The following is a 13,536-nucleotide window of genomic DNA, read 5'->3' as shown; positions in this document are numbered from 1 at the left end:
ATACCGTAAGATGGAGCCACCAGAACAGTAGATTTCACGAGGGCTCGAACGATGACCGCAGGCCTCTCGTACCTGATTCGAACTTCCTTCCTTCCCGCTCTGACCGTCCAGATTCCCGTTCTGCACCCACAGTCTCACTACGCGCGATCCATCTTTGAGCTTTCCTCGTGGGTTTTATGGGTCTGCCTCGTTATCTTCCTAATCGTTGCGGGCTTAGTCAGCTACGCAGGCTGGAAGTTCCGCGCGCGCCCCGGTGAGGACGACCCGAAGCAAGTGTTCGGCAGCACGAAGTGGGAGATGATCTACTTCATCCCGCCTACGATCTTACTTGCGGTGATCTTCGCCTTCACCCTGCGCGTGATGCACACCTCCGATCCGCCAGCCCAGGCAAGTGGCGATGACATCGTGGTTGTCGGCCATCAGTGGTGGTGGGAAGTTCGGTATCCGAAACTCGGATTCACGACGGGGAATGAAGTTCATATTCCCGCGGGCAAAAACATCCAATTCGGTTTCGAATCGGTTGACGTGATTCACGATTTCTGGGTTCCGGAACTGGGCCGCAAGATTGATATGATTCCCGGACGGCACGCCAAGATCTGGCTTGCAGCCGATCATCCCGGCACCTACCTCGGAGCCTGCGCGGAGTTTTGCGGAAAGGAGCACGCCTGGATGCGCATCCGCGTCATCGCCGATGACCCGGATGCGTTTCAGGTATGGGCCTCGCAACAAAAGAAGATCGAGCCACTACCTCAGACAGCTGCGGAGCAGCGCGGTCTCCAGTACGTCACAAATATGCCGTGCGCCAACTGTCACACAGTCATGGGTACGTCGGCACACGGAGTGATCGGCCCCGATCTGACGCACTTGGCCGGCCGCGACACCCTTGCCGCAGGTCGCATGCGTAACACGCCGGACCAGCTCTCTGCATGGCTGCACGATCCCGACGCATTCAAGCCGGGCAGTCACATGCCCAACCTGAGGCTTACGGACGATCAGCGCAGCGACATCGTGCAGTACCTGGAGACACTCAAGTGAGCATGAGCGAGATCGAGATTGTTCCCGAGCAGATCGAGAGGCTGGAGCGCTTTCAGAAGCACGCCGGGATGCTCAAGTGGGTCGCCTCGGTGGACCACAAGCAGATCGCTGTGATGTACCTGCTCACCAGCCTGTTCTTCTTTCTGGTGGGTGGCGTCGAAGCCCTGCTGATGCGCTGGCAGCTGGCACGTCCCAATAGCCACTTCATGGGACCCGAAGCGTACAACCAGCTCTTCACGCTGCATGGCACAACAATGATTTTCCTCGTCGCCGTGCCCGCGCTGCTGGCGTTTGGTAATTACTTCATTCCGTTGCAGATCGGCGCAAGGGACATAGCCTTCCCGCGGCTGAACGCTATGAGTTATTGGCTCTTCCTCTTCGGCGGCGTGCTGCTCTACGGCAGCATCTTGGCTGGCAACGCGCCGGACATGGGTTGGTTCAGCTACGCCCCGCTCAGCGAGAAACCATACAGTTCCTTGGGAGGCGTTGACTACTGGGCACTGGGGCTGCTGGTCATTGGCATTGGCACAGTTGCGACGGCGATTAACTTCCTGATCACCATTGCTGCTCTTCGCGCTCCGGGCATGAGCTTCAAGCGCCTGCCGCTATTCACGTGGATGTCCGCGGTGAACAGCTTTCTGATCATTCTCGCGTTCCCTGCGCTGAACTCCGCGCTTTTCATGCTGTTGATTGACCGCAACCTGCATGGCCGCTTCTTCAACGCCACGGGCGGCGGTTCGCCAATTCTCTGGCAGCACATCTTCTGGAACTTCGGCCACCCCGAGGTCTACATCATGATCCTGCCTGCGTTCGGGATCATCTCGGAAGTGATCCCGGTGTTCTCGCGGCAGCCAATTTTTGGCTATGGTTTCGTGGCAGGCTCTACGGTGGCCATCGCTCTGTTAAGTTTTGCCGTCTGGGCGCACCATATGTTCGCCACCGGCATGGGCCATGATGTCGATGTCTTCTTCGCTGCCGGAAGCGCGCTGATCGCCGTGCCCACGGGCATCAAGATCTTTAATTGGATCGCGACGATGTGGGGCGGCAGGATACGTTTTACCACCGCGATGCAGTTCGCCTCGGCTTTCCTCATCGAGTTCACGATCGGCGGCCTGAGCGGCGTGATCTTCGCCGTGGTTCCCATGGACTGGCAGCTCACCGATACCTACGTCATCGTCGCGCACATTCACTATGTACTGTTTGGCGGAACGCTCTTCGGCCTCTTCGCCGGAATCTATTACTGGTATCCGAAGATGACCGGGCGGATGCTCAACGAACGACTCGGCCGATGGCACTTCTGGCTTACGGTCGTTGGTTTCAACGCCACGTTCTTCGTTCAACATCTGCTGGGCTTCCGGGGCATGACGCGCCGTGTCTGGACCTACCCCGATCTTCCTGGCTGGGGTCTCCTCAACATGATCTCGACGGTCGGCGCATTCATCCTTGGCGGGTCGATGCTGTTATTGCTCGTCAATCTCTATCGTAGCCGCAAGCATGGTGAGTTGGCCGGAGATAACCCGTGGCAGGCATGGACACTGGAATGGGCAACAACCTCTCCACCGCCCGCCTATAACTTCGCGGAGGTGCCGCCCGTGCATAGCCGTCGCCCGCTGTGGGACATCCATCATCCAGATGAGGCGGACTGGATGCGCGAGGATCAGCCATGAGCTTTCCTACACAGCCGCCTCCCATACAGACGCCGCCCGCGAGCCCGCCCTCGCCCGGCACACGCGCCGCGCAAGGCAGCCCGTCACCAGACAGTCTCGACGTGTTCGCCCCGTCAGGCGTGAACGAGTCCCATCCCCTACTGCATGAGAAGACACGTCTCGCGGTCCTTCTGTTTCTTGTTTCTGAATTCGTCTTCTTTGTTTTTCTGATCGTCGCGTATATCTACTCGCAACCTTCCGAGATCAACGGGCCTACGGCGCACAGTAGCCTTGTCCCATGGAAGACCGGCATCTATACGGTGCTTCTGTTACTCAGCAGCGGAACCATCTATCTTGCCGAAAGATGTCTCGACAAAAACCGCAAGCACTTTGCGTTGTGGATGGTCGCCACGATCCTGCTTGGCACCGCGTTCCTGTTTGGTGAGGCGCGAGAATACCTCGGCCTGCTGCACAAAGACATCACGATCAGCCGAAACCTTTTCGGCAGTACCTATTTCACATTGACGGGTTTTCACGGCATCCACGTGACGTTAGGCCTTCTTATGCTGCTCACCATCTTCAGTTTGGTGATGGCAGGCAAGCTCGGACACAAGCGCCACACAGCCTTTCGCGCCGTGAGCTACTACTGGCACTTTGTCGACCTCGTGTGGGTCATGGTTTTCAGCGTGGTGTATCTGTGGTCGGCCCTATGACTCCACGCATCAACGACACACACGATCTTCTGCTCCATGGATGGGAGGTGCATCCCACGGTCGTCGTTGGCTGCCTCGCAGTGATTGGCTGGTACTTCGCGAGCAGACCCTGGATCGCGAAGCGTGCGGTGTACTTCTGTCTCGGTGTGCTTGTTCTCTGTCTTTCTCTTATCTCGCCCATTGATCCGCTGGGCGATGAATACCTCTTTTCGGCACACATGTTGCAGCATCTGCTCCTGATCCTCAGCGTTCCACCGTTGCTCATTGCAGGGTTGACACCGCAGCGCGTGAGCTCATGGATGCAGCAACGCCGCGTCCGCCACTTTGAGAAGGTTCTCGCGCGGCCCTCCATGGCGTGGAGCGCCAACATGCTAATGATGGCGGTATGGCACATACCGTCGCTGTACAACGCGGCCAACGCTGTAACTGCAATTCATGTCTTCGAACACCTCACCTTCCTGGTGACTGGCTGCATGTTCTGGTGGCCTATCTTCTCGCCTCTCGAAAAGGAGCGTATGCAGCCCGGCAAAGCGATCGTGTACCTGTTCGCTGCTGCCGTCGTGAGCACGGTGCTCGGCATCCTGATCACATTCCTCCCCGTGGGTCACTATGAACCTTACCTACACCCGGAAGACGAGCTTGGAGCTCTTCACCTCGTTCGGGACGTGTGGGGCGTGTCCGCTGTGGAAGACGAAAAACTCGCCGGGCTGCTGATGTGGGTGCCCGGGTGCACCATCTACTTCAGCATCATTCTGTTCGAACTCGGCTGCTGGTATCGAACGCCGGATGCGGACAAGCAGATGTTGATGTCTTCGTTACGGAAGCCTCACGAAGGAGCAAGCCATGGCTGATCGGAACACTGAGAAAGTGGGGTTCTTCGCGTCGCTCATGGCGCTGGGCAGATCAGTGCTTGATCTTGGCCGCGCTTTCGGGGGCAAAGATCCTCTTCCAACAATAGGAGTTCCGGCGCATGCGAATGCCGCACTCCGCACCAGGTTGCCGCTCGCTCTGCCCATACCCGAGCAGCATTCTGAAGACGCCCAATTACTCACGCAGCACACTCCCGGCTGGCACGTTCCCCACCCAACGCGGCTGCCGATTCCTACCTACGCGCCAGTGATGACGGCCTTCGGCATCGTGTTCGTCGCACTTGGGGCCGTCACCGTGTGGCCTCTCAGCATCGTCGGCGCGCTCATCTTTGTAGCAGGTATTGCGAAGTGGATCGGAGAACTGCTGCATGACTGATCACAACGACAGTAACGAGATTACCGACCTGAGCCCGGGTTCGCTACTCACACGCCGTCATCTGCTGATGTTTGTCAGCGTGGCAGCCGGCGGCCTCGCCGCAACCCTGGTCGGTCTGCCGCTGGTAGGCTTCCTGATTGCACCGATTTTCCGCAAGGAACCGGCGGTGTGGCGCGACGTTGGCGCCCTCAAGGATTTTTCTGTGGGCCACACCTCCAAGGTCACGTTTGAAGATTCCTCCGCAATCGCCTGGGGCGGCGAAGACTCCGAGACCGCGGCCTGGCTGCGCCGCGTGGATGAGCACACCTTCGAGGCCTTCGCGGTCGACTGCACCCATCTCGGCTGCCCTGTGCGTTGGGAGGCTGACGCCGAGCTCTTCATGTGTCCGTGCCATGGTGGCGTGTACTACAAGGATGGCAAAGTCGCCGCTGGGCCGCCGCCGCACGCGCTGCAGCAGTTCCCCGTTCGCATTCTCAACAATTCCGTGCAGGTGGAGTGGCGGAAGCTTCCGCCGATCGCACGCAACGGCCCCTGCCCGGGGCACGCGCCGACCAACCGCGAGGTGGACGCGTGATTGCGCTGCTCTTCAAGATCTGGCGCACGGTGGATGACCGATTCGGCATTGTCAAAAACCTCAAGCCGATTATGGACCACCGCGTGCCCAAGGAAAGCAAGTGGGCCTATGTCTTTGGCTCAGCGACACTGTTTGCTTTCCTGCTGCAGGTGCTCACCGGCGTCGTCCTCGCCACTGTCTATGTTCCGTCCGCGAGTGGAGCGTATGAGAGTCTGGAATACATCAGCCGTGCAGCGACGCTCGGCAACTTCGTGCGCGGGCTGCACTACTTCGGCGCGTCTGCCATGGTCCTGTTTATTGGCATTCACATGCTCCGCGTATTTCTTTACGCAGCGTACAAGTTTCCACGCGAAGGCAATTGGCTTACCGGCGTTGTACTGCTCATGTTCACCCTCGGAATGGGCTTCACCGGGCAGCTACTGCGCTGGGACCAGACGGCAGTCTGGTCTGTGAACATTGCTGCGAGACAGGCAGTCCGCGTGCCCTACGTTGGTCAGTACCTGCAGCAGTTCGTGTATTCCGGTGATCGCCTCAATGGCATGACGTTGAATCACTTTTTCGACCTCCACGTCTTCATCATCCCGGGCCTGATGTTCGCCTTCATCGGAGTCCACCTCTATCTGGTGCTCTACAACGGCATTTCAGAACCGCCAGTTGAGGGGATTCCGGTCAACCCACGCACTTATCGCCGGCGATACAAGGAACTGGTTAAGAAGAACGGTGTGCCCTTTTGGCCCGACGCTGCTTGGCGCGATGCGCTGTTCGGTTGCTTGGTGATAGCCGGCATCGTGACGCTCGGCTTCATCTACGGGCCACCGCATCTCGCTCCGCCACCGAATCCCACCCTTCTCGAAGCATCCCCCCGGCCCGACTGGTATCTCCTCTGGTATTTCGCGATTCTCGCCATGAGCCCGCACCAACTCGAATCTGGCATCATGATTCTCGCGCCAGCAGCCGTCTTCGGCTCCATGTTTGCACTCCCCTTTCTCTGTAACAGCGGTGAACGTAGCCTGAGACGTCGGCCCTGGGCTGCGGCTTGGGTGGCTATTGTGGTGGTGGGTGTCTGCACCCTCTGGTATGAGGGCAAGGTGTCGCCGTGGTCGCCACGATTTGACGCTCCTCCTCTGCCCGCTTCCATGACAGCTTCGCTGACGCCAAGCGCACAACACGGAGCGGCGCTGTTCCATGACAAGCGATGCGAGTCCTGTCACATGGTTCAGGGGTACGGCGGCCTACGGGGGCCAAACCTGACCCGGGTTGCCGACCGGATGAACACGCAGCAGATGGAATGGCGCATCTTGAATGGCGGCCACAACATGCCTGCGTTTGCGGGCATTCTCAAGCCTGAAGAAACCAATGATCTTCTCAGCTTTCTACATACTCGCGAGTTGTCGCCAGATACGCGGGCTGACGGTCTTCACGAGTAACATCAGTCTGACATTCTGGTAGCACGAGACAGAGCCTTGACTGCGTTGGCACAGCTTCAGGCTCAGAAGTTCGGCTAACAGTCTGCTGTCAGGTTCGCAGTGATCGCGAATCTGTCGTCCAGATCGAGAGTGAGGCCCTGTCCTCTTCAGGCAGCGATCTTCCCCTCTAGCTTCGGTGAGTGCGTGTAGCTGATCTTCGTGGTTCAACTCTTGGCGAACACTCGATTGCTGCACCACAGCACCGGGAGCCGAGAGCCGCAACAGCAGAGATCTTGAGTAGCTCGGAAGGGTCAGCCTTAATCTCACTTCGGGAGGAAGATAGATGAGGCAAACCTATCAACATGGATACCTTCGCCGAAGCAAACGCAAGACGGGCGCTGATCGGTGGGAGTTTCTCTGGAGAGAATGCGACGAAAACGGATTCATTCGTCGGCGTACGGCAATTCTTGGGTCGATCGAAGAGTATCCCGATGAAGTCGCGGCCCAAGGGGCTGCGAACGTCATCCGGATGCGTCTCAATGCAGATTTGTTGCGCCACTCTTACAAACCCATTCTGATCAGCGACCTATTGGATCACTACATCGCAACCAACCTCTTAGCAGATGCAGGCTGGCATTCTGCCTCCAGCAGGATGAACTACGATTACTTTTTCAGGAAATGGATCCGTCCTCAATGGGGAACAATGACGATCCGCAGCGTTCGTACGTTAGCGGTCGAGCACTGGCTGCGAAATCTCAGAAATGCAAAGGGCGATCCTATGGCCAACAGCACTAAGGCTAAGATCCGCAGCCTTATGAGCTTGCTTTTCTCAACCACGCGATCCGCTGCGAATGGTTGGAGCAGGGGAGGAACCCAATTCTACTGGTCCGGCAGAGTGCTCAGCGCAGGTGCACACCCGCGTTTCTCGAAGTGCAAGAAATCCAATCCTTGCTCTCGCAACTGGATCGCGAGTTCCGCTTGATGGTGGTACTCGCCGTCACGACCGGTCTGAGAAGAAGCGAACTCTTTGGCCTCAAGTGGTCCGATGTCGATTTCACTGGTCTTGAGATTTCCATTGCCCGCTCGGTCTACCGAGGAACGGTTGGTCGTTGTAAGACCGAAGCTTCGCGAAAACCGGTTCCGCTAACGCATCGAGTCGCCGCGGATTTGTGGATTTGGAAGGAGTCAACTCCATACGCGGAACCCGCTGACTGGATCTTCGCCAGCCGCGTGCACCAAGGCCGGCTTCCGGTGTGGCCGGGAACTGTTCTGCAGAAGATCATTCAACCCGCAGCCATGAAGGCCGGCATCAGCAAGCGCGTCGGGTGGCACACGTTTCGGCACACCTACGCCACTCTGCTCATCGCGAACGGGGAAAACGTCAAGGTCGTTCAAGAGCTGATGCGTCATGCCAGCAGCCACTTCACGCTACAGATCTATAGCCAGGCTCAAGCCCGAACCAAGCGTGCTGCGCAGCTTCGCCTAGTCGAATCTCTGCTGGAGGAAGAGCCGTGGATCCCGCCACCCGTTCCAACTGCACAGGATGAGTCTCGTCTTTAAGTATTTGGAGCAGCATGGAGCAAGGCCGCAGTTGCCCGAGGCCGCTAAGTTGTTTATTTAATGGTGGGCACAGCAGGATTCGAACCTACGACTTCCACCGTGTGAAGGTGGCACTCTACCGCTGAGTTATGCGCCCATCCTGGCTTCGGAAGGCAATGGCGTCGCATCCCGCCCGCCACACTTGAATCATAGTACCAGCCGATGCCTGCTTGACGTTGATTCCCTATCCGAGGCTGCCAGCCGCCCGGCGCTTCGGGCTCCATCGAGCTCACAGCCATCTACGTCCCGGTTGCCAGCCAAGGTTCCCTCCTTCCGCTTCGGCGGCAGTGCACCTTTCCCGCGCGATACCATCCAACCGCAGAGCAGTTTATGCCAGAACGATTGCCACACAGTCCGGCAGAATCGGCGAATGTACCAGATGCCGGGCAGGATTCCGTGCCGCCATCGCAACCTTTCGGTTCAAACGGTGTCCACACTACCGAGGTTGCGAACGACGTGGCGACACTGGCAATCAATCCCGGAACCATGGTCCAAGCCACCCAACCCACGCGCGGCGCTCTAACCGACCGCGTGGTGGACGGCGGCGACGCTGAACTGATGCTGCGGCTCAAGGCCGGCGATTTGGACTGCTTCGAAGTCCTGATGAACAAGTACCGCCGCGCCATGGTGCACTTCATGTTTCGCATGGTGCGCAATCAGGCCGTGGCGGAAGAAATGGCGCAGGAAGTGTTTCTGCGCGTTTACCGTGCCCGCGAAAGCTATCGTGCAGAGGCGAAGTTCTCCACCTGGCTCTATCGCATCGCCACCAACCTGGCCGTGAACCACGCGCGTGACACAAAGAACGAGCGCATGGCGGCCAAGGTTCAGCTGGACGCGCCGGACGAGGAAAGCGGAACGACGCCCGAGGTGGCCGACACCACGCCCACCGTTGAGGCAGACCTCCTCCGTGCCGAGCGCATGCGCGCCATCAAGCAGCACGTGTTGGAACTGCCCGAACGGCAGCGTATGGCCGTCCTAATGCACAAATACCAGGAAATGGACTACAAGCAGATCGGCGCCGTGCTGAAGCTAAGCGAGTCTGCCACCAAGTCCCTGCTGTTTCGCGCCTACCAGACCTTGCGCGAAAAGCTCAAGAATTTCGTCTAGTGCAGCACTCAAGGGATCACTTTCAGCCGCGGCTTTCACCGGTTTCGATACATTGGAAGAAGGTAATGCAATGAGCACCATACTGAACGCAAAGGAAAGGGACGGGGCCGTTTCCGACGAGCAGGCCATGCTCGAAATGATGGCACTGCTGGACGAGTGGGAAGCGTCTGAGCCCTCACCCTGGTTCGAAGGCCGCATGATGGCGCGTTTTCGTGAAGAGCAGACGCAGGCTCCTGCAGGCTGGCTTGCACGCATGCGTGACCGGCTGCAGTTCGGCAACCCCATCGGTTACCGGCCTTTACTCGCCGGTGCCACGGCACTGCTTCTGCTCGCCGGTGGCGGCAGCTACTTCGGATTCACGCACACGCAGCACACTGCACCAGCTGTCACCAGCCGCACTCTGCAGGATCTGCAGGTGCTCGACAATGACGATCAGGCCATTCAGCAGATGGATCAACTGCTAGACGGCCAGGACGACAATAGCTCCAGCAATGGCAGCGCGCTTTAGGCGCTGTCCGCCACACCGATGAACCACTGCACTTTCCGGCACTGCCATTTGCTGTTCCCTGCCGCTTATGACACTCGGTCTGCCAACGCGTAAGCTCCTGCCCCATGCCGCGATGCTGCTTGCCTCTGCGGCGTTGGTGTGTACACAACTGGCGCAATCGCAGCCCCAGGCACCTCGGCAGCGCGGCTACTCCGGTGGGCAATACCCACAATCCCAGCCACGATCCCAATTCCAGACCATGCCACAGCAGCCGTATGCAGGCCGCGGCGGTTACACCGGCAGCACTTACGGACAAGCTGGGCGGAACTCCGGCCGGCCCCAACCGGCCTACGGCCAGCCGCAGGGGAACGGTTACGGTCCGGCGCAGCGCGGCTTGCCACAGGGCAGCGGCTATGGCCACGGCAATGGCTACGGCCAACCAAACGGCTACGGCCAGGCCAGCGGCTACGCGCAGCGCGGAACCACTCCGCAAAATGGTCCAGCGCAACCATCCGTTCCCAATCGCAACGCCAACTACAACGGCATGAACCAGCAGCCTGCGCGACAAAGCCCGCAGCAGAGCTTCTGGCGGCAGCAACCAAACGGCATGGGCCCCAACTCCACGCGCGGTGAGCACCTGCAGCAGTGGATGCAGCAGCATAACAGTTTGACCACCCAGGACCAGCAACGCGCCCTGCAACGCGAGCCCGGCTTCAACCAGCTTCCCCAGCAAACACAGCAACGCATGCTCGACCGCCTGCAACGGCTCAACAGCATGCCCCCGAAGCAGCGCGAACGCACACTGCAGCGCAGTGAGCAGATGGAACGCCTCTCTCCCGTGCAGCGCGGGGAGGTGCGCAGCGCCATGGGCGAGCTCGGCGCCCTTTCTCAAGATCGCCGCCGCGCCGTCGCCCGCACCTTCCGCGAGCTGCGCCCCATGTCCCCCGACCAGCGCAATCAGTTCCTGAACTCCCCAGCCTTTCGTCAGCAGTTCAACGATCAGGAACGCGGCACCCTGGAAAACCTATTGACGGTCAGCCCCATGCTCCCGCAGCAATAACCCGGCATAGCGGCAGCATCACCTTCAGTCGCCTGCGCCCCGGTTTCGCGCGAAGATAGGCCTGTCCATCTTTGGCAATACTGCCAATCTCCACGCGGCCCACTCCTCAATCCAGCGCGCTCATTTGACCCCTCACCCGGGCCGGTTTACCGTACACGTGTGCACAGCGTTTCCAACCTCGCAGTGAAGCCGGCCTCTCGCCGCCACTGTTGTTGTCGCTGATCTCCCCGCTCTCGCGCAGTCCTGCGCACACGCTCCCCACAATCTTTAGCTGCCTTCCGCCTCTGAAAGGACTGCCATGCTTCGTTTGCTCGCCCGCATTCTTGGTGCATCTCTGCTCCTGCCCGCTGCTGCCGCTCACGGCGCACCGCGAACCACAAACGTTCGTCACTGGAGCGGCACCGCGACGTATCGCGGTCAGGCCATCCCCGTGCAACTGAACCTCGGAGCACCCGGCCTCGGCGACAGCGTCTCCGGCGCGCTCGTCAACGGGCAAGAGCAGTCGCCCTCCAGCAACGGTTTGGAGTCGAACGGCCGCCTCAGCCTTCACTTCGACTACTTCGCACGCAAGCTGGAAGGTTCGCTCACCGCTACCGAGTTCCGCGGCGAGTACAGCGGCGCGCGCATGAAGGCTCCCATCCCCGTCGTCCTGCATCCTGACCGCGACGGCAAGCCCGCCACCCGCTTCGTCGCCGCCGCCACAACCGCGCCAGCAACCATCAACGGTGATTGGGAGATTTCGGTTCACTCCGCCAAAGGCGAATCGGCTTGGACGCTGCACGTTCAGCCCTACGGCGGCACCGGCGAGGTCCAAGCCACCATCCAACGCATCGACGGTGACACCGGCGGTCTCTACGGCGGCTTCGACCCCGCAACCGGCGAGTACCGCGTGGCACGCTTCGCTGCGAACGGCCCCGCTCTCTACGCGCTGCACCCAGAACCAGACGGCACCTTGCAGGTCCGCAACATGCTCAGCGACGACGCGCCCTGGACCGCCCGGCGCACAGCCGACGCACGCCGCCAGAACCTGCCCGGCCCCACACGCCCCACGGAGCAGACGTCCGTCGTCGACCCGCGCGAGCCCTTGCGTTTTTCCGGCACAGACCTGTCCGGCCAGACTGTCACCAGCAGCGACCCGCGTTTCCGGGGCAAGGTCGTCATTGCTGCCGTCGGCGGCAGCTGGTGCCCCAACTGCCACGACGAAGCACCGATGCTCGTCGAGCTCTACAACCGGTTTCACGCCCGTGGCCTGGAAGTCGTCGATCTTTTCTTTGAAGAAGAGGATCAACTGCACAATCCAGAGCGGCTCCGTGCGTTCCTGACTCGCTATCGTGTCCCCTACACCGTGCTGCTCATGGGCACACCGGACCAGCTGAACGAAAAGCTGCCACAAGGCAAAAACCTGAACAGCTGGCCGACCAGCTTCTTTATTGGCCGCGACGGTCTGGTCAAACAGGTTCATGCTGGCTTCAGCGGCCCTGCCACCGGTGCCGCCTATACCGAGCTACGCAACGAAACCTTCAAACTCGTGGAAGAACTCCTCACGCAACCCACCCCGCCAGCCCCAGCAGGTACAAACTGAACACCCGATCAGAGAGAAGAACGAGGCGGTTCTCACGCACCTCCACTACTGGATCACAATGCCCCATCCGTCCGACATTGTTCTCCTAGCTCTTGAACAGGTTCTTTAGGATAAAGATTACGTTCGCTGGCCGCTCCGCCAGGCGCCGCATGAAGTACGGAAACCAGTCCGTGCCAAACGGCAGGTACACCCGCACCCCGTAGCCACGTCCCAGCAGCTCTCGCTGCAGGTCTCGCCGCACACCGTACAGCATCTGGAACTCAAACCGGTCCCGTGCGATCCCGCGTTCCTTCACAAAGCGCTCCACGGCCGCGATCATCTTTTCGTCGTGGGTCGCCATGCCGCAGTACACGTCCGAAGCGACCATGCGCTCGGCCAGCGTCACGTAGCTGCCGTCCACGTCCGCCTTTGACGGAAACGCATGCTCCGGCCCTTCCTTGTAGGCGCCTTTACACAGGCGGATGCGGATTCCCTGCCCCAGCAGCCGCTCCGCATCGTCCTTCGTCCGGTATAGATACGACTGCAATACCGTTCCCACTGCGCCCGGGAAGCGGCCGTGCAGATCTTCCGTCAGCTTCAGGGTCACCTCGGTATAGGGCGTGCCTTCCATGTCAATGCGTACGAAGTTGCCGAGCCGCGCCGCATGCTCCACGATTTCGCCCGTCACCTGCTCGCCCAGCCCCGCAGACACATCCAGCCCGACACCCGTCAACTTCACCGACACATTTGCATTCAGCGACTTACCTGCGATGCGATCAAGTAAAAGATGATAGATTTCCGCCGCCGCCCGCGCTCCCGCCGCCGTGCGAACACTTTCCCCAAGCGAGTCCAGGGAGACGCTGAATCCCTCGGCATTCAGCGTCTCGGTGACCCGGACTGCGTCGTCCAGCGTCGTCCCGGCAACAAAACGCCCGGACAGCTTTCGCCCCGGACGCGTCTGCTCTAAAAGCTTACGAAGTGAGCTGTTCTGCGACAGCGAAATCAAAATCGAACGCATCATCATCAACAAGCAGTGTAAGCGCGTCAAGTGGATTCTCAGAACTCGCCCGAAAGCCATAACCCTTTCGTGTTAGTGACTTTCT

General features: G+C 59.7%; 14 protein-coding genes and 1 tRNA gene. 13 read left to right on the top strand and 2 right to left on the bottom strand.

Annotated elements, in window-relative coordinates; all coding sequences use genetic code 11:
• The first annotated feature begins 51 nt into the window (after nt 1-51).
• The 9 genes from coxB (at nt 52) to ACOFKT_RS04175 (ending at nt 8,179) form a co-directional block, all read left to right on the top strand.
• Nucleotides 52-1,035, top strand: coding sequence for a cytochrome c oxidase subunit II (gene coxB / locus ACOFKT_RS04215; protein ID WP_419806176.1), 984 nt, complete (start codon nt 52-54; stop codon nt 1,033-1,035).
• A gap of 2 nt (nt 1,036-1,037) precedes the next feature.
• Entirely contained in the window at nt 1,038-2,702 is a 1,665-nt protein-coding gene (ctaD, locus tag ACOFKT_RS04210; protein ID WP_419806175.1) for a cytochrome c oxidase subunit I, read from the top strand.
• Complete coding sequence (locus ACOFKT_RS04205) at nt 2,699-3,394, top strand: cytochrome c oxidase subunit 3 (RefSeq protein WP_419806174.1); 696 nt, start codon at nt 2,699-2,701, stop codon at nt 3,392-3,394. The genes ctaD and ACOFKT_RS04205 overlap by 4 nt, the downstream gene beginning before the upstream one ends.
• Nucleotides 3,391-4,245, top strand: a complete 855-nt coding sequence (locus ACOFKT_RS04200) for a cytochrome c oxidase assembly protein (RefSeq protein WP_419806173.1) — start codon at nt 3,391-3,393, stop codon at nt 4,243-4,245. The genes ACOFKT_RS04205 and ACOFKT_RS04200 overlap by 4 nt, the downstream gene beginning before the upstream one ends.
• Nucleotides 4,238-4,639 carry a hypothetical protein gene (locus ACOFKT_RS04195; RefSeq protein WP_419806172.1) on the top strand — a complete coding sequence of 134 codons (402 nt, stop codon included), beginning with the start codon at nt 4,238-4,240 and terminating at the stop codon, nt 4,637-4,639. Before ACOFKT_RS04200 ends, ACOFKT_RS04195 begins: the two co-directional genes overlap by 8 nt.
• The gene (locus ACOFKT_RS04190) at nt 4,632-5,213 is read left to right on the top strand and encodes a ubiquinol-cytochrome c reductase iron-sulfur subunit (protein WP_419806171.1); all 582 of its coding nucleotides are present in this window, start codon (nt 4,632-4,634) and stop codon (nt 5,211-5,213) included. Before ACOFKT_RS04195 ends, ACOFKT_RS04190 begins: the two co-directional genes overlap by 8 nt.
• A complete protein-coding gene (locus tag ACOFKT_RS04185; protein WP_419806170.1) occupies nt 5,210-6,640 on the top strand; it encodes a cytochrome b N-terminal domain-containing protein in 1,431 nt (476 codons plus the stop codon). Before ACOFKT_RS04190 ends, ACOFKT_RS04185 begins: the two co-directional genes overlap by 4 nt.
• Before the next feature lie 322 nt (nt 6,641-6,962).
• A complete protein-coding gene (locus tag ACOFKT_RS04180; protein WP_419806169.1) occupies nt 6,963-7,601 on the top strand; it encodes a hypothetical protein in 639 nt (212 codons plus the stop codon).
• Nucleotides 7,601-8,179 (top strand): site-specific integrase, encoded by a 579-nt coding sequence (locus tag ACOFKT_RS04175; RefSeq protein ID WP_419807102.1) that lies wholly within the window; start codon nt 7,601-7,603, stop codon nt 8,177-8,179. Before ACOFKT_RS04180 ends, ACOFKT_RS04175 begins: the two co-directional genes overlap by 1 nt.
• 61 nt (nt 8,180-8,240) lie before the next feature.
• On the opposite strand, the gene ACOFKT_RS04170 is transcribed toward ACOFKT_RS04175, so the two are convergent.
• Nucleotides 8,241-8,315: transfer RNA gene (locus ACOFKT_RS04170), tRNA-Val, on the bottom strand.
• A gap of 359 nt (nt 8,316-8,674) precedes the next feature.
• Here ACOFKT_RS04170 and ACOFKT_RS04165 point away from each other — a divergent pair.
• From ACOFKT_RS04165 to ACOFKT_RS04150, 4 genes are all read left to right on the top strand, one after another.
• On the top strand, nt 8,675-9,325 hold the full coding sequence (locus ACOFKT_RS04165; protein ID WP_419806168.1) for an RNA polymerase sigma factor: 651 nt from the start codon (nt 8,675-8,677) through the stop codon (nt 9,323-9,325).
• Between the two features lie 70 nt (nt 9,326-9,395).
• Complete coding sequence (locus ACOFKT_RS04160) at nt 9,396-9,833, top strand: hypothetical protein (protein WP_419806167.1); 438 nt, start codon at nt 9,396-9,398, stop codon at nt 9,831-9,833.
• A 112-nt stretch (nt 9,834-9,945) separates the two neighbouring features.
• Nucleotides 9,946-10,872 (top strand): DUF3106 domain-containing protein, encoded by a 927-nt coding sequence (locus ACOFKT_RS04155; protein ID WP_419806166.1) that lies wholly within the window; start codon nt 9,946-9,948, stop codon nt 10,870-10,872.
• A 298-nt stretch (nt 10,873-11,170) separates the two neighbouring features.
• Nucleotides 11,171-12,454, top strand: a complete 1,284-nt coding sequence (locus ACOFKT_RS04150) for a TlpA disulfide reductase family protein (protein WP_419806165.1) — start codon at nt 11,171-11,173, stop codon at nt 12,452-12,454.
• A gap of 85 nt (nt 12,455-12,539) precedes the next feature.
• Here the strand turns inward: ACOFKT_RS04150 and ACOFKT_RS04145 are convergent, their stop codons facing one another.
• Nucleotides 12,540-13,457, bottom strand: a complete 918-nt coding sequence (locus ACOFKT_RS04145; protein ID WP_419806164.1) for a proline dehydrogenase family protein — start codon at nt 13,455-13,457, stop codon at nt 12,540-12,542.
• Nucleotides 13,458-13,536 lie beyond the last annotated feature (79 nt).

The organism is Terriglobus sp. (genome assembly GCF_965201105.1).
Lineage (GTDB): Bacteria > Acidobacteriota > Terriglobia > Terriglobales > Acidobacteriaceae > Terriglobus.
Note: the sequence above shows the minus strand (reverse complement) of the source record. Positions and strands in the feature narration are given on the sequence as shown.